The following is a 22,598-nucleotide window of genomic DNA, read 5'->3' as shown; positions in this document are numbered from 1 at the left end:
TAATTAAGAACAAGGCGAAATCTCCTTTTTGAGGAAGTTTCGCCTTGTCCTTTATGCACTCATGTTAGGAGGAAGAATTTGATGCAAAAAAATTGGGAGAGAGAATATAACATTAATGACGCACTCTATAAAGGAACGGAAGTTTGCAAAGAACTAGATATAAAAATAAATTATCAGAATATAGGAAACTATCTTCAAACAGAATATGCTGAATTATTCGATTTCCAAGGAAAAAAGCTAACATCCGGAGTTGGAAAAGGAGGCGGACTCACCAGTAAAGTCGGTGCTTTATTTGAAGCCTTGGAACATTACTTAACAGAGTATAAGATTAAGTATTCTAAGCAAAAATTATTTTCACTTGAAGAAATCCCTAATATAAAATGTTGTGATAATGAAAAAATTATTCAATTACTATATTCTGATTCTGATAGAGAAAAATTAATCCCATGTCAAAAGTATATAAGCCTACAAAATACTTCTAACGAGTTATGGTACCCGACATTTATTACGAATCCATTTTATGCAGATAAACCAAAATATTTTGATAAAGAGATAAATTATAGTAAATTAAAACGTTATAGCAGTAATAGCGGAACTGCTATTGGTTGTAGCTTAAACGAAGCAATCATTCATGCTAGTAATGAAGTTATTGAACGTGATGCTTTATCTTTATTTTTATTAAAATATTATTATTATCGTAATAATGATACCTTGAAGATAATTAAACGTGACACTCTATCAATAGACGTAAAAGATTTTTTAAGAAATGCTGAAAGAGAACTTGGTCAAAAAATTTCTCTTGTTAATCTAACCACCGAATTAGATATTCCTGTTATCCTCGCAATACTAGAACACAATAAATTTGGAATACCTATTTATGGTAGTGGTGCTTCGTTATATCGGGACTACGCAGCAAAAAGAGCTATTTCTGAACTTATTCAAAGCTATCATATGATACAAACATACCCAAGTGCACATAAAGAAATAACTAAAAATATTAATCTCCTAAAGGGGTTTCCAAATCAGTACGTATGTGCTGAATTTAATACAAATACTCTATTAAACGCATTCGAGATAGAACAAGTTGACTTTCAAACAATATCTAATTACTCCTTAGACAATCTTGACATGTATTTAGATTATCTTGCTCAACTTTTAAATAAACATAATTTTGATATTTATTATTCAATATGTCAAAAGTTTACTAATGGAGTTCATCTAGTAAATGTTATTATACCTAATACAGAGAGATTCTTTAATGTATTGTTTGGACAAATTGTTTTCCCTTCAGATAGAGGGAAAACAATTAATACCATTAATAAGAAACCAGTAATAGATTATAGTACTCGTTTTAACCATGAACTAGTTATATTAGATGAGTTTATAAGTAATGAAAAAATACCACACGGCCATTCTACAAATGTATATGTAGAACCTTACTTTTCAAGAGAAAATCTCTTTATATTACAAACTTCAAATCATATATTTTGTGGCAGAAAATATGCTAAAGCAATTGATTATGAATCTAATACGGTAAACATAAGTCCTGAAATTTATCCAAACATGATTTTAGGACACTTTCAAACGTTTCAGGTAACTGATAATAAAGTGTATCTATATTACACACCTTGTACACTAAACGAAATAGAAAATGTATTTTTAACATTGCAACATGATGAAGAAGCAGAAATATTATTTCCATTTTCTCCTTTGAACGATGATTTTCAAGAACACTTAATAACTTCTGAAATTTGGGATTCATTGGACGATGCACAATTGGAAATCCTCGATACTAATGAAGCTCATTTTAGAGATATAACTATTCAATATTTACATACTCAGGAAACTTGTAATAAGGTATTTTATGATCCAGCTTGCTCTACCGGAACTTTTCTAGCACATTTGAAGGCGAATTTCCCTTATGGAAAATATATCGGATCTGATCAATCTAAAAGAATGACTGAGCTTGCAAACAAAAAAATAGATTTTGTATTTCAGGCAGAGGCATCTAGCCCTAGTCCAAGTAATATTAAAGTAGACTACCTATTTTTACGATTCTTAAATATGGAAGTAGTGACAATTACACAAGCGTATAATCTATTTGAACATCTTATTCAATTATTAAATTGGGATGGGAAAATTATTATATTCGGCTATACTCCAGTAAGAATAAATATTCGATATGTCGCTGATAAATATGGGATGAAAATCCAACGATATTTAAGTGTCTACAATGGAAATGTTTCTCAATATTATATTTTACAAAAGCAAACATTTTAAATTTCGAGATACAAGTCACAATGTAGGACTTGTATCTCGACCTTCAAGTATGGGATGAAAGTATCACTTTTGCATAGGAAACTTGTAAAAATAGATTTAAAATCAAACAAAAAGACTCTGTAAAATACATAATAAATAGGTATAACTTGATTTATCCATATTTTTGAAATTTTATATAAAAACTTAAAAGTGGTATCTTCTAAATTTCTTGATAAGAGAAATCCCCAGCTTTTTGATACGAACATCTAAAGAAACAAAAGCTTCCTACTCCTACAAAATACAAAAAAGAATTCGAATGGTTGAAAGAAGTTGATTCATGAGCTTTGGCAAATGTTCAACTAAACTTGCAAACTGCCTATAAGAATTTCTTTAGTGGTCAAAATGACTTCTCAACATTCAAAAACAAAAAAGACAGAAAGTCTTATACAACGAATGGAGTAAATGGAAATATTACGTTACTAAATGGGCATATTAAATTACCAAAACTGTAAATGGCACGTATTAAACCACATAGAAAGATACCACAAGGCTATATAATCAAGTCATGTACGATTTCTATGACATCTTCTAGTAAATACTATGTGTCCATCTTGACTGAATACGAAAAAGAGGTTGTACAAACAGTTGTTGGATTAGACTTTGCAATGGATGGGCTATACGTTAGTTCTGAGGATGAGAAAGCCAATTATCTTGAGTTCTATCGTAACATGTTAGACAAATTAGCAAAGGCACAACGAGTATTATCAAGAAGAACTTCCTTCATCATAAGTCTAAAGAGTTAGTTACTCATTTTGATGTCGTAGCTATTGAAGACCTACACATGAAAGAAATGTCACAAGCACTTCATTTTGGAAAAAAGTGTCGCTGATATGGCTGAGGTATGTTCACTCCTTTCTTAACTTATAAACTACATGAACAAGGAAAACAGTTTGTGAAAATAGACAAATGGTTTCCTTCCACAAAAGCATGTAACAGTTGTGGAAATGTGAAAAATATGTAATTGTCTGAACGAGTATATTCTTGTATATGCGGTGTAAATCTCGATAGAGATTATTAACGCAGCTATCAATATCAAAAATGAAGCAATACGCCTATTAATGTTAGCATAGATAGCAATAAAATAACCTTTGGAGCTCGGCTGCCTTAGGACGATCGTTAGCTATCAAAAGTAACGACTAACCGAGAAGGAGAAGCCCGCACTTCAAACAGTCCATTAGGACGTTAAGTGGCGGGTAGTTCACAATCAACCTAATAGCTTATTTTTATTTATAGTAAATCAAGAACTTAAAAATACGGTTATTAATTCACATAAGAAAAAGTATTCAAATTTGAATACTTTTTCTTTATCTTTCAATCAAATTACATATTTATTTAGAATCTGTTAGGTTTCCGTACTTAGGAATCTCCCACCTACTTACTGGGCTGTAGCCCTTCACGTTCCTTGAGGAAGGAGCCTTCTTGGCTAAAATGATAAATTTTTATTAACACTAATAACATTATTTATTAATCCTCTTCCAGGGAAATCGGAAACGACAATTCCAATGTAATTAAAAGGTTTTTCAGCAATATAATTTGTTGTAAGAACATTTGTACCTTCAAATGGAATCGTGCATATCCCAATAAAACAATCAACTCTAGGGAAATCTAGATATGAATTTGACCAGCCTGGTGTAGTTAAACCTGTAGCAAGCCTAGGAGCCCCTGTTGCAGGATTACTATGCCCACTCGCAACAAAATACGGAAATGCACCTCCACTTCCACTTAAATAATTTATAATTTTTTTTCTAGACATAGCTTGATGCGCTGTATTTGCCATATTTAATTGAGTTTTTACTTTTAACCATTTGTCATGTAAATCCCAGTTAGTAGGCAAATTGTAATCATCTTGAATATTAAAGTCATGGGGATAATTTAAACCAACATTTGAACCCCCAACATTTAGAAGAATAACAATTTTCCCTCTCATTTCTTCTAAAGTAGGATCTGTATTTGTTCTATTCTGGCTATCAAAAAAGTAACCTGGATATCTATCCATATATTCTTTAAGTGTTTGATTAAAGATATCATTAGAAACACTACTATGTTCCTGTTTAACACGCATAAATATAGTCTCACCAGGATGATTATCTAAAAACTGTGTTGTTGTATTCAACACATCACCAAACATAGTATGTAAAAATATAGAACCATGATGTATAGCAAATAAACCATCTGTATATCGACAGCGAATGTCGATATATCGAATTCCAGCATCTAACTGAGCTTGAAGGGACATGGATTGTGTTTGAGCTATATCTCCACCATAACCAGTTGACATTGTGTCATGCGTACCGGGAATAGATAAATCACTAAATCTAACACTATCATTGATCTGAGACATCCAATTAGAATTAGTATATCCTATTTCTTTATCGTGGGAGTACCCAGGATGTTCGTGAGCAGATGCCATTGAGGAAAAAGATAAAACAGACAAAATAGCAATCATACCACTCGAAAATTTTTTTATAGTAAATTTTTTCATAGTAAATACTCTCCTTTGATATGATACCTGTAAAATATTCAACAATATTTCACAGGTATCATATCAAAACACAAACATATGTTTATCAATTCGTACTCAGATAACAATAATATTTTACTGTTATATAGAATAGATATCTTGCAGATTATTAAAATACAATAAACGTTAATAAATGTGACTTTTAGAGATATCATAGTATATTTTAAATCTGCATTATCAAATTAAATAATACTATGCTGTAAAGTTGCTGATATCAAAGTAGTCCATCCATCAATATAGAGGGTATAATGAATGATTTTGCAACATTTTTTAAACTATAAATTTTCACTGTCACTTCTCTGTTCTTCATTACATTTATTTTTTGTTAACATAGCAAAGTTATAAATGTAATAAAAACTAAAATCATTACAAACTCATAACAAATAAATACCCTAATTAAAGTAATAACTATCTGATTTCCCCATATAAAATTAACAAAAAGCATCCCTTCCTTTTATGAGAAAAGATGCTTTTTGTTGTATTAATTAGTAGGGAATGGAGTACTGTTCAAACAACACTGATAGCTATTTATGGATGATAAGCTAACTGTTTTCAGAATAACATACTATTTTATAAAAATCGTTACAAATCCGTAACAAATTCAGACAGAATACTGATGTGTATTATCAAGATTAAGCACATTTGCGATATGTTCATGGATTGGTGTCACTTTTATCCGTTGTTTGTCCCAGTTCAAAGAACTTTTCTTTCTTCTGGAAAGGATACGTTGTGATTCCGCTAGCTTTTTTCTAATGTGCGGAAGAGTTCAGGATTTATATCCAGTTAATAGGATAAAAAGATACTTTATGCACATATCAATCCCAACAGAAGATCCTGTTTTGAGTGATCCTTCTACTTCTGTCTCAACTAACAAAGACACAAAGTATTTACTACTTGGATTTCTTCTAATGGCAGCGCTTAGGATGCGTCCCGTTACTTGGCGGCTCTTTACAAACTTCACAAATCTGATTTTAGGTAGTTTCATTTGATTTCCTATTACAGAAATATTTCCATTTATTAGTTTTGTTGTGTAAGATTTAATTAAATTTCATTCTTTTTGACTTGAAACATGGAGGATAATTTTGTTTTTTTATTGAGTGAGACCGGCAGAGCAAAGATTATATGTTAATCCTTTCCCTGTTTTTTTGTAAGTATTGTTCCACATGGCAATAAAATAATTAAAATATATTTTATTATTTTGAAGACTTCACTATGACCTGGAACCGACCTTTAGCTTTATCATCATTTGAAATATAAATTTTAAATGTACCTTTTGGTAATGGCGATACGGCTGTTTGTACATTTGTAACATTAATTTTCTGTTCTCCAGGCTTTAAATAACCACCTATAATCGGTTCGTTATTTGGGCCTTTAACACTGTATCCTAGTTTATGATTACCATTATTTTTTATAAAAAAACTTAAATTAGTACTTTCATTATATATAAAAGAAGTACTAATTTCCCCAACAAATTCAACCATTTGACTTAACAATAAATCCTTATCAATATATGGATGTATCTGTTGCTCAGTTATATTAATTGTACCCTTTAATGTATCCACTTCTTCTGCATAAACATTACTGCCCAATATTAATGTAGACACTATGCCACAACAAAGTACTGATTGCTTGAATTTCATATAATCGCCTCCGCTAATTTTACTATATTACACTATTTTCTGAGAGGGTATTCAATATAACCATTAGTATTACTAAAAAATATATACTGCTAAGAAATGATGAAAAACTTAAACAAAAATAGAACTATCCTATATGTTTTTTAGAAGCACTTCATCTTACATGTCTCTAAACTTTACTATAGCAACCAGGTTTTAATTAATAAAATATTGGTTATATTCCAAATTTAACATACGCAAAACAACAGAAATTAAATCACTTTAGTATTTTATCCCCTTGTTATAGGTATGTATAGAAAAATTCAGAAAACAAACATAATGAATGGCTATGCTGTTAATCTTAACAGAAACACTCATAAAAATATTCACAAAAAAATTACAATTCACCTACGTGAATATATACTGTATCTATTATTACTACGTTTTAATTTTTGCTCTTGTGTAAAGGAAACCATAACATCTCGTTCACTTCCATTACAGTATATTGAACATTTCTATAATCAAATTCTTCTAATTCAGATTCCTACCTGTCTACCTCTGTAATATGCCCTATTTCATATTCGTATGCATCCATATATTCTAAATAACTTCCCTGATATAATGAATCAGTAGCTTGAAATTTTTCAACAGATACTGCGTTTTCAAAAATAAAACCTTTCAGTTTTACTTGATCGCCTAACTTTACAGCCGAGAATCAATTTTTCATTTCAATTTGAATTTCTTGACTTATAGATGCTGTTGCAAGCGCTCCATCACTCACAATCAGGTTTTTGCAAGAATCTTCCATCTCCCTTCCGAATTAGTGCTCTAGATGAAAATGTGTGATACAAGTATAATTGAGTTTTTTCACTGTCTAAATAATTTTAATGCTAAGTTGATGCAAAATAAATACATCCACGAATTACATAACAAATCCCATTGAATTTTTATGTAATTGTTATTTTACAAAAAACGCTGTTCTTTTAGCAAAGGAATCTGCCAAAAGAACAGCGTTTTACATATAAAATAATTTTATTTATATGTTTTCTTATTAAACAAAGGATAAAACCCTTTTTAATTTGCTTTTGATACTTTTTCTTTTATGAAACGATCTATATATCCTTCTGCTTTCGCAACAAATAGATAAGCACCCATTGCTAATAATGCAAGATCCAATTCATATCCAGGGTTCTTTCCATCACCTAATAACCCAGCGGCTCCATTTACTTTTACAATTGCTCCAACTAAAATAAGTGCAAATAAAAGCCCTACATATCTTACACCTAAACCGATAATTAAAAATACTCCACCAACCAATTCAAATGTCGCTACTCCATACGCCAGACTACCTGGTAACCCAATACTAGTAAACCATCCAGCTACGTTATCAATTCCTGATTGGAACTTTGCTAAACCATGTGCAAAGAAAGTTAACCCTAACACGATACGGATAACTAAATTGCCGATATATTGATTCATTTTAAATTCTCCCTTATAGTTTTGTTATATAAAACTTTATTCGACAAAACTATACATTATTTTATTTTATTCGTCAATTCTTTTTTATGATAGGATCCTTATACCTTACCCTGTAAATCCTTGAACTACTCACCACTTAACGTCCTTACGGACTTTTTGAAGTGGGAGATTCCTGCGAACACTGATGTATCCACCGGTTATCTTAGCAGGCTCTGCCCGTAGTCCCTACGGTGAAAACATAAGTATCTTGTACGTTGACTCACCACGCTCCCTACTTTAGCTTGGTTTTCGCAACTTCAGCAAACGTGGGGCGAAAGAACGTTGAAGATTTTACGGTTGCAACGTTTTTCTGCAACCAACCTCATATCTTCAGTTTTCAAAGAGCAATCTGTACAAGTATATGGTAGCAAACATGTTGGCTTATGCCAACCGACATTCATCTCCCACCTAAAATTGGTGTTTCACACCTTCACATTTTTAAGGAAGGAGTCTTCTGTCGGAAAACGATAAAAAATGGAAAAATACAAATATCCTATATAAATAAAATCTTAAGTTCATAAAAAATTTAAATATGATTCGATATAGTATCTATGTCCCTATTTGTAGGAATTGCAGAAATATAAACAACCGGATAACAATTTACTTCAAGTGGGATAGTGGCTATAACAAAATCGACATCTTTAAACTTTTCACTTTCAATATCTGTAATGAACGTATCTACAAAAATTAATTTATTTTGAAATATATTGCTAAGAAGAGCTATTATGTATCGCCTCCAGGCATCTCCTTCTTCAGTAACAAGCAAAACTTTTTTTTGCTGTGTATTACAAAAAAGTTTTGTAGCTTCTATATGCATGGTTATTTGTGCAATATCTTCATCAGGCATATTCTTTAAGAATATATCTAAGTTTGTATGCCCACCAATCCATTCCTCATATGTACTTTTAATTTGTTGAAAAGTATAGGGGTAGTTACTTTGTATATATTTAGATGTTAATCCATTAGGATTTTCAATTTTGGATAAATATTGCATTTGATAAGAAATGCGTTTGAGATAATCAATAATTAGAAAGATTAATTTATCATTATTGATGAGAGGTATTTTGAAAATCCCTTCTAATCTAACGATAAATTCTTGTATATGTTTAAATATTATTGGATTTTCTTTCCTAAAAATATGAATACCTTCATTTATGTGTTTTACTGTATCTTTGTAAATGTATCTAGAACAATCCACTACAATAGTTAGAAATGCAAGGTCTTCCGCAGTTAACTCCAAATCGTATTTGTTTAATAGTTTGACACACACTCTTGATATTTCGCAATAAAACCTGGATTGTTTTATACGTTCTAACATATTACTGTCCATATATATTTTAGTGTCAATTTTTTTTCTTCTTAAAAAAATTGACACTAAATATGAAAGTTTTTGTTTAGTAGTTATGTGGAATTGAATATTTAAAGATTCTTCTATAAATTGAATCCATTCCCAGATAAATTCTTTAGAATATTCGTCAAACGGCCATTCATTAATAGAAAATGCTTGTTGATAAAGTTCATAATACATTAGAATAATTTGTATTTCGTCGCCTTTAATTTCTAAGGGATTTCTTTGAAGAGATAATTTATATTTATTTAGATATTCATCAACCTGTTTTAAAACTGGATACACAGCAGATACTGATAAATATAAAGAATCCGCTAAGTGGGGAATGTATCCCACATTTTCTTCCATTATTATTTTAAATGTTTGAAAGAGATAAGAGTGTTTAAAACATAACACGTTACTTTGGAAGGTTGAAGCATACAGGTTTTTTTTTAAAATTACTCCTTTTCGCATTACAAGTTTAATTTCCCATTCTTTTGGTAAAAAATCTTGTATAACAGCAATATCTCTTCTAATAGTTCTTATTGAGCAGTTTAAATATAGGGATAGTTCTTTCATGGTAAAATACCTTTTTTCGCTATCAAGTTTACTTAGTAGCATGTTTTGACGATCGTTTATTATGTTCATAACTTATTGTAGTAATTAGGAACAATGTCCTAACAACTTTCCCCCTCTCTATTACTTTTTTTAACTTAATCAAATACATGGTATAAGTAGTTTAATGCTACAGTGTAATAAAACAAGAAGAATATAGTTTCTATATTTGACTATAGTTAAATAATTTATAAGAATGAATATCATCTTTCTTATAAATTAAAAAAAGACATAAAAACCAATATTATTTAAAAAATCCAAAGGAATAACAGTGTTTTAAAATAATATTTTATTGTGGTTGTATAATTAATAATTACAGTGAGTGAAATTCCTTAAATGACGGTATTTATGTAATTCTTTATAAAATACAAAAAGCTTATCTATTTATAAAAGAAAAATAATAGATAAGCTTCTTGTATTTTTCATTAAGTACACATTTACAGAGAATCAATTATTTTTCTACTTAAAGTTTATAGATTTAAATTGAACTTGAAGTTTGTAATTATATTTCAATGTGTAGAATCTATCACTTTATATAGGGGGATGATATCCTCTATACACATTTTGAGTTAATATTTTCTTCAAATAATAAATCAACAAACTACTTAATTCTAGCTTGATTCAATAATCTTTCAATAATCAAGCATCTTCTTTACTCTAAAATTAGTAAAAAAACCATTAATCATCCATTAACCTAAATGTAACTTAAGGTATTTACAATTATAATTCTTCTATTAAATAAAATCATTACAAAAAAGTAACGATTTAATTTTGAATCTCGAGTTAATATTAAAATTTATTTTTGTTTTTTCTTGAGATAATTCTTCACTCAATAATCATTATAATCAAAATATGTTTTTCAATTGACCGAGGCTATTCTTTACAGTACAGAAGAATATTGTAAATAAAATGTTGTTGAATTTCTATATTTATTTAACTAAAATAATTCTTACTATCCAAGTAATAGCAAATGTAATAATTATATAATTTAAACAATTAGCTAAACACGATTCCTCTACAATTTGAAGCAAGGAAATCTTAAACACCCTTTTTCGCAATTAATATTCCACTTAAGAACCACACTGTTAAAAATAAGGAGGACACATTATGTTAAAAAGAAGCATTTTTTTAGTAGTCTTAAAGAGACTAAGTCTTTTTACATTGAACTTACTTAAATTTAATCCCTCCATGGATACTTCTACTAAACTTAAACTAATAATTTTAGAAGGAGAGCTAATTGATCGAGAGAGTAATTATTTATTGATAAGAATTAGCATTCCAAAAAAACTCCTTATATCAAACATTCATTTTTACTATGATTGGAATGAAATAGTTGTACACTCTAAAGATTTAGATGTTAAATTAGGCGATAAGGTAAGAGTAAAAGGATATATACGTGAAAATCAAATTTCTCCAAGCATTGAAAATGCTACTGTTAAAAGAATTGATAAATTTTGAATGCATTTAAGAAGAGCCTACTCTGTTCTACAACTCAATTAACATTTCATCTTCTTATGCATTACGTTAAACAATTGCCAATAAGGGGCATAGATTGTCTAATTCCCATGTTTCTTAAACTTCTCTAAAATTCAGGTATGCATATTGAATACCCGGATTGGAATATAATTTCTTTGTTCAGTAATTTGTGTATTAAAATAAATTTGATATACAAATTATTTATGTGATAAAATATTTATTAAAGATAATATAATTTCTTAATTTTTTATAAATCCCCATAAATAGCCATATATAAATGATAGTTATTTTAAATATGGACCTTTAGCTCAGCTGGTTAGAGCAGACGGCTCATAACCGTCCGGTCGTAGGTTCAAATCCTACAAGGTCCACTACCCCCCTTAATTCTACAAGTTTTTTCAGTCTATATATTTATTTTGCAAAGATATTGTTCTTCACTCTACCTAAGATTTCATATCATTGACTGCTTTTGATTAAACAAAAGTTCAAACATCATATTACCAAATATATATTACATCCTCACTCCTTATATTAACCCCTATGCCCTAAATACCAACATTTCGCAACCAATTATAGTATTAGATAACTCCAACTTTAATCTCATCCTATAAATTCTTATTTATAAAGACAACAAAAAGGCATCCTTTCTTCCTAAGAAAGCGGATGCCTTTTTGTTGTTGTATTAATTCGTTATACCATTTTAATTGCTGTATACATTTCTATACACACGACACAAATAGCAATAAAAATAAACTAGTTTACTATTTAAATACATCATAACATATGATTCTCATAAAATCGTTACAAAAGCGTAACAATTTTCCACTCCCTCTTTACATACAAATCTCTTATTAGGTTAATCGTATCTTCAGTATTTTAAATTCAATAAAATACGTATTAATATACCAACATTTCATAAACCCATTGTATACTCCATAAATGCAAATCCTGACTCTTATACTACAATACTTAGCTTAAAAATTCTTAATTCAAAGGAAATATACTAACTTGAATCCATTCTAGCAAGACCAATTTCTATAACTTTTTAACGAATTTACCGGAAAAATTCTCCTTCCTCAAGCATGTGAAGGGCAATAGGTGGGAGATGAATTTCCGTTTTGCATAGCCAAAAACTTTTGATAAACTTGATATATGAGGTTGCAGGGAGAAAATAAATTGCGAAAACCAAGCCATTCGATTCCTATGTAAAATATCACCCGTACTAAAGCAGCATCCAAGCATTGGACATCTAGAGGTGGAACACCCCGAAGTAACGCTCAGGGAGATGAAAGGTTACTTTCTTCGTGGAACTGAGAAGCTATCACTTCAAGCTTTGCTAAGTGGCGAGTTAGTTCGCTGCTGTTACAATTCTAGTGTATTTACTAATACTGTTCAATATAATCATAACACTTACTATTTTTCCCAGTTATTCTTATTACCCACTTTAACCCTATCTTTCAAATTAAAATTTTGGTCTTTTGTCAACTCAACTAGAACATCCTTTTTAATTCCGTTCTCCAAAGTATATTCAACTCTTACAAATTCAAACCATTTCGATTCAGATTTGGCAACTTCGAATTTCTCCTCTCTGATTATCTCCTTAACATAACCTATTACGTAATCTTAGGTTTCTTCATATTTAATAATATGATTCTTTGAATCCGTAATACTCCGATTTGTTTCTGTCTTTACAATAATATCTTCAGTTGAATTTATCCCTAAAAATGTTAATGTTCCTAAAACACCAGATATAATAAACTGTTTCATATTTATAACCTCTCCTGTTCTATTAATAAATTTATTATCAACGATATCCTTTATACTATTACCCATCTCCAAAATTAAAACTAAAAACATGGGCCTAATATTTTTTTCGTTTATTTTTCTTTATACATTCATGAATTTTCTCCATAATATTTTTTTCATGATTTTTCCATATTTCTTTAGCTTTTTCAAGAGTAACCAATCTTGTTAATTCCTTAATAGCTTTTTCTTCAACCAAGAATGTGGCTATGGCTCCTGTTGATGATGAATATTTCCCGATTACTGAATTTAGAATACTATCAATTTCACACCCCCCCTTCGTTTCAGCTTCTAATTTAACTTTAGAGTTTTTATGCAATGATTTTTCCAATCTTGAATTAAGCATGTATTCTACATACCCTATTGGCGAAGAGATATCTGAACGAAATTGAATTTCTTCAATTATTTCTAATACCATTCCTTTATGTAGACTCCATTTTTTTAATACATTAGGAAAAATTCTCTCTTTACATCGGTCCTCAAATTGTTTCAACTTTTGTTCAAATGAATTTGGAGACTGGTGTTCATCAAAATCCCGAGCAAAATTCATTATATTTTGTTTTTTCTTCTTTCGACTACGAATTGTAAATTTAATTTTTTGCACTTTTCTTCCCAATTTTATTTCCTCAAATTCAAATGAAATATCGGTTTTTTCATTTAATTCAACCTGTGCTGGAATTAACACCCTTTGTTTAAAATTCCCATATTTAATATATAAATCTATCGCATCTAAATAATATCTCAAATTTTCCAGACTAATTGTACGTTCTTTTATATCTTCATACTGTTTAAGCAATTCATAAAGTCTTATAGCATATGTACTTTTTAATTTAACTATATTTGCCAATTTATAGCTTGTAAATTGACTACTTAGTTCTAATAAAAATGGTTTTAACAAAGGATCAAAACGCATATCAATAATCCCTTTATTCTTATTATAAATTGCAGAAGAAAGCCAAGATACTTGTATTACTTCCTCTCCTATACGTATTTCAATTACTTTTGATAATAATTCCTTTGTAATTTTACTTAACTCAGTATATTTGGTGGAACCTTTTAGTCCAAGTAGATGGTGAAATTTTTTTATTGGAAATCGATATGTTTTAAAGTCTCTATCATTAGGCTCTATATTACTAGCCAAACATAGTATTATTTTTTGTTCGACTAAATTCAATCGTGAATTAGCTTCAATTAACGTATTAGATTTAGAAACAATATTATTCTCTTTAATTTGAAGAATTTGAAGATGTTGACTTGTGGCCACCCTTTTATACGTCCTTTCCAATATTTATGATTAAATATAACATTTTTAATAAATATACTTTAGTAAAAAAGTAATTTGTTACTTTTTTGTTATAGTTAGAACCATTTTTGTTATAGTATATGAACCATTTTTGTTATAGTTAGAACCATTTTTGTTATAGTTAGAACCATTTTTGTTATAGTATATGAACCATTTTTGTTATAGTTAGAACCATTTTTGTTATAGTTAGAACCATTTTTGTTATAGTTAAATCTTAAAATTACTTATATATCAACATATTCCTAACTCTTAAAACATATAAAACATTTAAAACAATAATATATAAAACATACAAAACAAATATTTTTTGTTTTGATATATCCTTTTTATCAGTTCCTAATAGATGTGAAACACCCATATTAAAGTGGAAAAAGAATGTCTGTAGGTGTGAATCTAATTTTTTATATTAAGAGGAATGCTAGAAAATAAGGTGTAATCAACTTAAATAAATAAAACATACAAATTTTGTATCTAACCGTATAAAAAGCAAGAAATCTTAAACAAAATTATTGATTGTAGTCGATTTGTGTTCAATTGCTACCGAAATCATCAAAAATCATGATGTAATTAATATGAGGATCTATAAATAAGCAATTGACTAAAAAACAGTGAACTTGCCAAAATAATTAGTGAAGTCTTTGGGTCTCAATTCCGAAATATATTGGAATATAAAATAAGATAAAAAGCAAGTTGTTGTTATATTAAAAACATTTGCATCTAGCTAACTATGTTCTGGTTACCAAAATAAAGACGTTAAAAATCTTAGCCTTCGTAAATGGAATTACCCTTCTTGTAGCACACAGTATAATAAAAATGCTAAAAATTGTAAAAATGAAGTGCTTGGTTTATTAACTATTTAGAAACCACAGGGATATCCTAAAAACAATTAGCAAACCTTCGTTCTCTGTACTTAGGAATATCCTACCTCATACAGTCTGTTAGGAAATTAAGTAAGGAGTAGTTCCAAAATTAGTTAACTTAACAAAGTATGTTTTTAGATTCAAAAAACAAGATGGGGTTTCCCTACAAAAATTAAAATAATTGAATATGTATATATTTTTATTATAAGATTTTTATATAATAAAAATACTAAAATCTATAAAAAACTCATTATCTTTTTATAATAATTAAACGAAATATTAACATTAAGAATTAATTAGTTTTTCCTTCTTTACTTTATATGAATTTACTCATAACAAATGTAATATTTATTGTTTTATCAAAAAATGTTCCTTCCTCAAATGTGTGATTAGAGATCACTCAACGGTAAGTTGGAAAGAAATTTTAGTCTAGCAATATTCAAGGGATTTTAATAAACTAATTACAGATTTCGAGATGCGAAAAAAACATATCGGACTTCAGCTTGCCTCTTTAGGCGGAGAGTGTCAAAAATATGGAGTAGCCCTTATTCCATGTTATAAGAACTACTCCATATCAAAATTTATTTCAATTTAGATTACCTATACTATTTAAAAGTTAATCATACTAATTTTTTACTTTTGAACCTTTATATTCAAATTTGCCTGTTTATAAAAATTGAGTTTTTCCTCATTATACTTTTGTGTGTAATTATTAAATTTTTCTATTTGAATTTTTATATCCGTATGTAAATTATTAATCTCTCCAACTTTTTCTTTAATTTTTTTAAGGTTTGTATCTTTTGTTTTCAGTTTTTCATATAATTCTTTTTCAGCACCTAATAATTTCAAATACTTATCTTTCATATTTTTAAAAGCTTTATATCGAGATTGATACAACTCTTTTACTTGTTGAGCTTGTTGTTGTAATACTTTATTTTCAAGCTTTTTTATATACATTGAGGTATTTTTAAATTTCGCTAAACTGGCATCAATAATTTCCTCTTCTTTTTTTAATATCTCTTTGCGCTCATTGAGATTTTTAAAGACTTTATTTATTTTTTCTGTTACTAATATATTATCTTTTTTACCCTCTTTAAGAATTTGTTCATACATATTTTGATCTTGCGTTTCAAAATTTTTTAGCTTTATCACATGATTCGACAAATCTTTTTCCTGCTGTGCTGCGGCTTCAAACAGCCTATATAAAGTATCTTCTGCTTTTTCACTAGAACAACCACTTAACAAATTTAAAGATAATAATCCAATTAATATTCTGTTTTTATACGCCAAGATTTCTTCCTCCATATACTAAATTCGATCATCATGCCAAAAGTTTAATGGGAAATGATGTTTTTCTCGATAAACCTCAAATTCATAGCCCTTTTCTTTTAACCCTTTAATAATAACTGGTACAGCTGCAACTGATTGAGGATGAATATCATGCATTAAAATGACTTCACGATTTTTTGTTGCATTAGAAATTACATTTCGCGCAATTTGTTCTGCAGCAGTAGCAATAGGTATTTTATTGTATTTCCAATCGAAAGAATCAATTGTCCAATCCCATACTTTAAAACCAGATGCTAAAACTTGATTACGCAATCCTTCATCCAATCCTGGTTTTGATCCATACGGTGGGCGCGTTAATGTTGAAGTTATTCCTATAATATTTTTGATTAATCTTTGACATTTTTCCATTTCACTTACATACTCACCATTTGTATATAATTTTTTGAAATTATGTGAAATACTATGCATAGCAAGGTAATGACCATCTAAATATTCTTGCTTTACTAATTCAGGATATAATTCTATATTTGTTCCAACTAAAAAAAAAGTGGCTTTTATTTCAGTCTCTTTTAATATATTTAATAATTCTGCTGTATATTTTCCAGGTCCATCATCAAAAGTCAAATAAGCAACTTTCCTTTCTGTTCCATTATAGAAGTTAGGGGGTATTTTTTTTATTTCAACATTCTTTTGTTCACTAGCTAACTGCACTAAATGTTCTTTTTTTATTATTTCATAAGTAGGAGCAGTGATTGATTGGAATATAAAAAATCCTGTTGCAAGACACACCATTGCAAATAGTACAAGTACCACATACTTTAATTTAAACACATATTTCATATTAATAGATTCCTTTCCTATTCAGGTTAGATTATGATATAATTATCTAGTAATTTTTAATCATTAATCAATTTACAATTAGTTTACAGATTTCGCGATACGTTCGTCCCATATTGGGCTTTAGTCCGACTTTAGATATAGGATTAACGTATCGCTTTTTCATAGAGAAACAGTAATGTGTTGGTTATACTTTAAATTTAGAAAAGTACAAGTCCTTAAAACACTTATGTGCTTCTTAAAAAAAGATATCATATGGAGTTCGATAGACTAAATTCACACTATTGGTAAAATAATATGTGTCTTCAAGAACAAAACACTAAAATATATATACACACAACGTGTTGTCGTGAGAGTGATGATGGCACCCCGTAATCTTGTACGCCAGCGATAGCAAAAATTTCCTTTGTCTTTAGTACCAAGAATCCCAATGAAGTTATTCCGCTTGTCCTTTTAGACGAAAGTGTCAAAAAGGTAATTTTATAGTAACCGTTGTACCTATACCTTCCTCACTGTCAATTTGTATTAAGCCATTGTGAAGTTTAACAATTTTCTTTACAATAGCTAATCCCATACCTGAGCCAGATGATTTACTATTGACTTGATAAAAAAATTCATTTATATAAGGTAAATGCTCTTCTGCAATCCCGATCCCTTGATCAGATATACTGATTATGATTTGTTCTTGCTTTAATAAAGTAACCTCTATTCTGCCTTTATGATTTGAATACTTAATCGCATTATCAATAATATTTAAAAAAACCTGCTTTAATCGGGCTCTATCAGCTATTAACTCCACCTCTTCAAATTCAGTCACTATCTTTATTTCTCTTTGCTTAGCTTTTGTTTCTAACTGCCAAATTGATTCATTGAGTAAATCTTGTAAAAAAAACTTTTCTTTACACAAATCTTGATAATCTAATTCTAGCTTTGAAAAATCTAGTAAATTTTCTACCAAATGAATAAGTCGATCCGTTTCTGCTGTAATTATACTCATTCCTTGTTTTATTTCTTTATCTGTTAAACACTCAAAAGTAGCTAATGTTTCACTCCATCCTTTAATTCCTGTTAAAGGGGTACGCAATTCATGTGAAATAGAAGCAATAAATTCATTTTTCATGTTTGTTGACTGATTTATCTTACTTACCATATGATTTAAACTGTGAGCTAACTCTCCTAACTCTCCAGGATAATCCTCGTTAATTTTACAAGTCAGTGTTCCCTTGGCAATTTCTGATGAGGCATTAATAATAGAGTGAATTGGTTTTATAAATAAATTTGCTAAATGTTTACTTACTATTAGAACAATTATAGAAATAATAATTCCCATTAAAACAGTACCTAAGATTATATCAATAATTCTTTGATTTACGTCTTTTAGGTTAGTTGTATACTTTAAAACCCCAATTGTTTGTCCCTTGTGAATAAAAGGGCTTAATACTTCTAATGATTTCCCATCACTTTTCTGGTTAGCAATTCTATGATAGGTATCCCCTTCTAATACTAATAAAGGAATTCTTACCTTTTTATTTACTTTATAGCCATTTGATGATTGTATGACATTTCCATATCGATCTAATAATTGTAGTTCAGTTCCTTGTAATTGAAATGAACTTATAATATCACCACTATATTCTCGTAATCGAAGATCATAAACAGAATTATAATCAGAAAAAAATTTAGTACTTGCTTTAGCGTGTGATTCAACATAATGCAAAAGACCATTATAATAATAGCGATAAATAGCAACAGAAAATACCCCCTCAAACAACACTAGCATAAGGATAATAACAGTCATAAAATATAAACTAATTTTTTTCTTCATCTTTCATTTCCCTTCCACATATATCCTTTCCCCCATATAGTCAACAAAAACTGCGGTTCAGAAGGATTAGATTCTATCTTTTGACGAATTCTCCTTATATTTACATCTACTACTTTTGTTTCTCCGGCAAAATGTTCCCCCCATATCTGGTTTAGGAGTTGGTCACGTGAAATTGTCTTAGATGAATTGATCATTAAATGATATAAAATCATATACTCTGTTGGTGTTAACTCTATTAATTGGCCTTGATTATACAAATTTTCTTGCAAAATATTTAATACAAATGGACCTGAATGGATTAAATCACTATCTTCGAAATTAAAATTTATTCTTCTCAATAATGATTGTATACGTGCAATTAACTCCATAGGGCTAAATGGCTTTTCAATATAATCATCTGCCCCCAAGGTTAATCCTTGCACTTTCTCTTGATTTTGTACACGTGCTGTCAGCATGATAATCCCTAATTTTCCATTTGACTTTCGTATCTTTTTACATACTTCAAAACCATCTATTCCAGGTAACATAATATCTAATAATGCTATATCGATAGCTTGATGTGTTCTAAATAATTCTAATGCCTCTTCCCCAGTGCTAGCTTCTATTACATTAAAACCAGCACGTTGTAAATTTAAAACAATAAAACTACGAATTGCTAGCTCATTTTCCAATACTAAAATTGTATGCATATGTCTTTCTCCTTTAATCTTGTTGATATTCGGACAATGGTTTAATATAAGATTTCCATTTTTTGTACCTTGTTTGATTAGGAATAGCAGCAATCCTAGAAGTATTTTTCAATACTTTTTGAAATTTCTTTGTATCTAGATTTTCATTCGGATTAAATGTATATACCTCAATCCATGGTTCATTGGTATCAACATAAAATAAGCATTGAAACCCTTTTTTATTATCAGGTTCAAGTGTAATTTTTCCTATTAATTCCTTTGGGATCTTAACATAATATCCTTTCTCTATGTTTACATATCTTTCTTCAATTGGTGTAAGTGTATTTTCTTCCCACTGCAAATATCGTTCAAATCTAGGACGTTCAAGAAAAGATTTCTCTTCCCATCCCTTCGGCTCAAATGTATTAGCAAAATCAATAATCCCATCATTATTTACATCTTTGCTTTCTATTAATGATTCTGTTATTAATGGATTATCTTCATCTGTAAATATTTTTTTAAATCGATTTTCAGTGAAAAGAGCGACATAAGTAATGCCAGAATGCGCACCAAATCCACTATCAATAACAATCCCCTTGCTTTTTTCAGATACATTTCCTAGTTGTACTTTTTCTATTGCATTTACGTTTGAGTTAAATTCAGTCTCGGATAATATATTAAATTTTTCTATAAATTTCACTTTTAAATGCTGATTTTTTTTATAACTCACTAAACTGATATCTTCAATCCCATTTTGATTAAGATCTTCTACAAATAATTTTGTGTAATCTTGTTTATAAATTTCTTTTACACCGTACTTCTCTATTGATAAAGCATACATTGTACTCTTATTAATTTCATGACTTTCAGAAATACCTATTAAGATTTCATTTTTTTGATTCCCTGTGAAATCTCCTACCTTCAAAATATCAAGATTGTCTCCAATGAATGTATGTTCCGCCATATGCTTCCACATTCCGTTAACTTGATGATAAATAGATAGATAAATTTTACAGTCCTCGTTTAATTTTTTATAAATAAACACTGCTTCTTTTTTTTTACCTTCTTCTAAATCCAAAAGCCAAATCATTTGCTTGTCTTTATTTGATACCGGTGTAAGTAAACGGTAATTCATCGGAAGATTTTTATCTATTTGATTTTTTAAATCTTCTAACCATTTTTCACTAGAAGGTGCAGATATTAAATTTTTCGGTCGTTCATCTATTGAACATCCGGTTAATACAATTATAATTCCTAATATTTTCAATATATTCCACATAAATCTCCTATCCTTTATATATTTTTTATTACTTTATCATTTTACATACCCATGGAAATTATAATTTGTAATGACTTGAAAAAAAGTTACAAAAAAGTTACAAATTATACTATAAAAGCATTTATTATTGATAATCTTCATTATTGTAACTATACTGTTTACAAAGTTAGCTTTTTAAATTTAAAAGTATCTTTACTAAATTAAATGGAATGGAGCAAATAAAATAATGAAAAAACTACTTTTAGTAAGCGCATTGAGTATAGGAACTTTAGTAACATCTACCCTTCCAGGGGTTAATACAATAACAGCAAACGCTGCTACACCAGAAAATATTTCTATATCTACCGAACAAAATCTTCTACAACAGCTCAAAAAGTATACAGGTACTGTTATTGAGAAACATATAAACAACAATAGAGTATTTATATTAATAAAAACTCCAAACGGAACAAAATACTTTACAGAAACTTTTCAACCTGAATTACTAAAAAATATTAATATAGGAGATACAATTAATATTTATGGCACAAATGTTTCAGGAACTTCTATAGATCCAGGATTAAAAGTTAAAAACCCTATTTTCCAAAAAACAAACGATATTAGTGTGCTAGAAAAACAATATAAAAAAGTAACTGGTACAGTTATCCATAAAGATACAAAAAATATAACAATTAAAGATATAAAAAATGGTACATACAATACAGGTGTTGTTCAACCTGAATTATTAGACAATATTAACATTGGGGATACAGTAAATATTCATTATTCACCTGGAGCAGCCGTACTTACTAATATGATTGTTATTGAATCCTCGATTGTGGAAAAAATAGAAGATAAAACAAATCCAATTCATAGCTCTAAGGAAAAAAACAATATAAATTTAGGGGTCTATACAAATAAGTATGGCGAATCCGATTACATAATAGGTTCTGTTACAGAAATCGGTAAAGCGGCAGGTTTTGAATTTATATGGGTTGAATATCCTATAAATAATGATAGCAATACCACTGGGCATGTGAAAGTTGTAACAAAAGATTCAAACATAATTAAAGGAGATATAGTTAAAGTCAAAAATATGAATGAATGGATAAAAGGATCATCATTCGCAGAAACTAATGATAATATTGAAAAAGTTTTCTAGGTGCTTTTTATTTCAACTATTTCATTTATTAAATTGATTTATAAAACAATTGGACTTACATAAGTTCACATACCTTTAAAAAATACTTCCTATTAGATAGAAAGAACAAAATCCTTCTATCTATGGGGAGTGTTTTTTTATATTTAAAACAAATTATTCTAAAGCTAAAAATCAATAACTTTAGCTCTTTATAAATCTGT

15 protein-coding genes, 1 tRNA gene and 2 pseudogenes are annotated in these 22,598 nt (G+C 29.0%); 7 read left to right on the top strand and 11 right to left on the bottom strand.

All coding sequences use genetic code 11. The annotated features are described in order from the left end of the window. The first annotated feature begins 81 nt into the window (after positions 1-81). Positions 82-2,280, top strand: a complete 2,199-nt coding sequence (locus tag ACTFRH_RS27210; RefSeq protein WP_216475721.1) for a YcaO-like family protein — start codon at positions 82-84, stop codon at positions 2,278-2,280. A 239-nt stretch (positions 2,281-2,519) separates the two neighbouring features. Then, positions 2,520-3,389, top strand: a pseudogene (locus tag ACTFRH_RS27205) (RNA-guided endonuclease InsQ/TnpB family protein); the annotation flags it as partial. A 353-nt stretch (positions 3,390-3,742) separates the two neighbouring features. Here ACTFRH_RS27205 and ACTFRH_RS27200 read toward each other — a convergent pair. Next, the gene (locus ACTFRH_RS27200) at positions 3,743-4,801 is read right to left on the bottom strand and encodes a phosphatidylinositol-specific phospholipase C (RefSeq protein WP_216475718.1); all 1,059 of its coding nucleotides are present in this window, start codon (positions 4,799-4,801) and stop codon (positions 3,743-3,745) included. Between the two features lie 845 nt (positions 4,802-5,646). Here ACTFRH_RS27200 and ACTFRH_RS27195 point away from each other — a divergent pair. After that, the gene (locus ACTFRH_RS27195; RefSeq protein ID WP_440048864.1) at positions 5,647-5,829 is read left to right on the top strand and encodes a hypothetical protein; all 183 of its coding nucleotides are present in this window, start codon (positions 5,647-5,649) and stop codon (positions 5,827-5,829) included. A 204-nt stretch (positions 5,830-6,033) separates the two neighbouring features. Here ACTFRH_RS27195 and ACTFRH_RS27190 read toward each other — a convergent pair whose 3' ends face one another. The 3 genes from ACTFRH_RS27190 to ACTFRH_RS27180 all read right to left on the bottom strand — a co-directional run bounded on the left by ACTFRH_RS27190 (position 6,034) and on the right by ACTFRH_RS27180 (position 9,922). Next, positions 6,034-6,480, bottom strand: coding sequence for a hypothetical protein (locus ACTFRH_RS27190; RefSeq protein ID WP_216475716.1), 447 nt, complete (start codon positions 6,478-6,480; stop codon positions 6,034-6,036). A 1,050-nt stretch (positions 6,481-7,530) separates the two neighbouring features. Then, entirely contained in the window at positions 7,531-7,935 is a 405-nt protein-coding gene (locus ACTFRH_RS27185; RefSeq protein WP_216475714.1) for a DoxX family protein, read from the bottom strand. A 565-nt stretch (positions 7,936-8,500) separates the two neighbouring features. Then, positions 8,501-9,922: a BglG family transcription antiterminator gene (locus tag ACTFRH_RS27180; RefSeq protein ID WP_216475856.1), complete on the bottom strand. Its 1,422-nt coding sequence runs from the start codon at positions 9,920-9,922 to the stop codon at positions 8,501-8,503. Positions 9,923-11,023: 1,101 nt separating this feature from the next. On the opposite strand from ACTFRH_RS27180, the gene ACTFRH_RS27175 reads away from it, so the two are divergent. Both ACTFRH_RS27175 and ACTFRH_RS27170 read left to right on the top strand, forming a co-directional pair. Next, the gene (locus ACTFRH_RS27175; protein WP_216475855.1) at positions 11,024-11,374 is read left to right on the top strand and encodes a hypothetical protein; all 351 of its coding nucleotides are present in this window, start codon (positions 11,024-11,026) and stop codon (positions 11,372-11,374) included. Positions 11,375-11,689: 315 nt separating this feature from the next. Continuing rightward, a tRNA-Ile gene (locus ACTFRH_RS27170) sits at positions 11,690-11,763 on the top strand. Between the two features lie 1,252 nt (positions 11,764-13,015). Here ACTFRH_RS27170 and ACTFRH_RS27165 read toward each other — a convergent pair. Together ACTFRH_RS27165 and ACTFRH_RS27160 are read right to left on the bottom strand one after the other, a co-directional pair. Next, on the bottom strand, positions 13,016-13,231 hold the full coding sequence (locus ACTFRH_RS27165) for a hypothetical protein (RefSeq protein ID WP_440049335.1): 216 nt from the start codon (positions 13,229-13,231) through the stop codon (positions 13,016-13,018). 22 nt (positions 13,232-13,253) lie between these two features. Beyond that, the gene (locus ACTFRH_RS27160) at positions 13,254-14,459 is read right to left on the bottom strand and encodes a replication initiation protein (protein ID WP_216475854.1); all 1,206 of its coding nucleotides are present in this window, start codon (positions 14,457-14,459) and stop codon (positions 13,254-13,256) included. Between the two features lie 563 nt (positions 14,460-15,022). Between ACTFRH_RS27160 and ACTFRH_RS27155 the strand changes: the two are divergent. Then, a pseudogene (locus ACTFRH_RS27155) lies at positions 15,023-15,358 on the top strand (zinc ribbon domain-containing protein); the annotation flags it as partial. A gap of 633 nt (positions 15,359-15,991) precedes the next feature. On the opposite strand, the gene ACTFRH_RS27150 reads toward ACTFRH_RS27155, so the two are convergent. The 5 genes from ACTFRH_RS27150 to ACTFRH_RS27130 all read right to left on the bottom strand — a co-directional run bounded on the left by ACTFRH_RS27150 (position 15,992) and on the right by ACTFRH_RS27130 (position 21,257). Beyond that, on the bottom strand, positions 15,992-16,648 hold the full coding sequence (locus tag ACTFRH_RS27150) for a YkyA family protein (RefSeq protein WP_216475853.1): 657 nt from the start codon (positions 16,646-16,648) through the stop codon (positions 15,992-15,994). An 18-nt stretch (positions 16,649-16,666) separates the two neighbouring features. Continuing rightward, a complete protein-coding gene (locus ACTFRH_RS27145) occupies positions 16,667-17,488 on the bottom strand; it encodes a peptidoglycan-N-acetylglucosamine deacetylase (RefSeq protein WP_216475852.1) in 822 nt (273 codons plus the stop codon). A gap of 463 nt (positions 17,489-17,951) precedes the next feature. Continuing rightward, positions 17,952-19,310, bottom strand: a complete 1,359-nt coding sequence (locus ACTFRH_RS27140; protein ID WP_216475851.1) for a HAMP domain-containing sensor histidine kinase — start codon at positions 19,308-19,310, stop codon at positions 17,952-17,954. Then, the gene (locus tag ACTFRH_RS27135) at positions 19,307-19,999 is read right to left on the bottom strand and encodes a response regulator transcription factor (protein WP_216475849.1); all 693 of its coding nucleotides are present in this window, start codon (positions 19,997-19,999) and stop codon (positions 19,307-19,309) included. Before ACTFRH_RS27135 ends, ACTFRH_RS27140 begins: the two co-directional genes overlap by 4 nt. Before the next feature lie 13 nt (positions 20,000-20,012). Further along, complete coding sequence (locus ACTFRH_RS27130; protein ID WP_216475847.1) at positions 20,013-21,257, bottom strand: hypothetical protein; 1,245 nt, start codon at positions 21,255-21,257, stop codon at positions 20,013-20,015. Positions 21,258-21,483: 226 nt separating this feature from the next. Between ACTFRH_RS27130 and ACTFRH_RS27125 the strand changes: the two genes are divergently transcribed. Next, a complete protein-coding gene (locus ACTFRH_RS27125; protein ID WP_216475845.1) occupies positions 21,484-22,398 on the top strand; it encodes a hypothetical protein in 915 nt (304 codons plus the stop codon). Positions 22,399-22,598: the final 200 nt, after the last annotated feature.

It is taken from the genome of Bacillus cereus group sp. MYBK216-1 (assembly GCF_051916495.1).
In the GTDB taxonomy this organism is placed as follows: Bacteria; Bacillota; Bacilli; order Bacillales; family Bacillaceae_G; genus Bacillus_A; species Bacillus_A thuringiensis_K.
The sequence above is the reverse complement of the archived record's forward strand: the minus strand, read 5'-3'. Positions and strand labels throughout refer to the sequence as shown.

Bases quoted from the DNA above. Each gene is read 5' to 3' on its own strand.
- ACTFRH_RS27185 (WP_216475714.1), bottom strand. From the start codon at position 7,935: ATGAATCAATATATCGGCAATTTAGTTATCCGTATCGTGTTAGGGTTA.
- ACTFRH_RS27145 (WP_216475852.1), bottom strand. From the start codon at position 17,488: ATGAAATATGTGTTTAAATTAAAGTATGTGGTACTTGTACTATTTGCA.
- ACTFRH_RS27175 (WP_216475855.1), top strand. From the start codon at position 11,024: ATGTTAAAAAGAAGCATTTTTTTAGTAGTCTTAAAGAGACTAAGTCTT.
- ACTFRH_RS27135 (WP_216475849.1), bottom strand. From the start codon at position 19,999: ATGCATACAATTTTAGTATTGGAAAATGAGCTAGCAATTCGTAGTTTT.
- ACTFRH_RS27180 (WP_216475856.1), bottom strand. From the start codon at position 9,922: ATGCTACTAAGTAAACTTGATAGCGAAAAAAGGTATTTTACCATGAAA.
- ACTFRH_RS27125 (WP_216475845.1), top strand. From the start codon at position 21,484: ATGAAAAAACTACTTTTAGTAAGCGCATTGAGTATAGGAACTTTAGTA.
- ACTFRH_RS27195 (WP_440048864.1), top strand. From the start codon at position 5,647: ATGCACATATCAATCCCAACAGAAGATCCTGTTTTGAGTGATCCTTCT.
- ACTFRH_RS27130 (WP_216475847.1), bottom strand. From the start codon at position 21,257: ATGTGGAATATATTGAAAATATTAGGAATTATAATTGTATTAACCGGA.
- ACTFRH_RS27210 (WP_216475721.1), top strand. From the start codon at position 82: ATGCAAAAAAATTGGGAGAGAGAATATAACATTAATGACGCACTCTAT.
- ACTFRH_RS27140 (WP_216475851.1), bottom strand. From the start codon at position 19,310: ATGAAGAAAAAAATTAGTTTATATTTTATGACTGTTATTATCCTTATG.
- ACTFRH_RS27200 (WP_216475718.1), bottom strand. From the start codon at position 4,801: ATGAAAAAATTTACTATAAAAAAATTTTCGAGTGGTATGATTGCTATT.
- ACTFRH_RS27190 (WP_216475716.1), bottom strand. From the start codon at position 6,480: ATGAAATTCAAGCAATCAGTACTTTGTTGTGGCATAGTGTCTACATTA.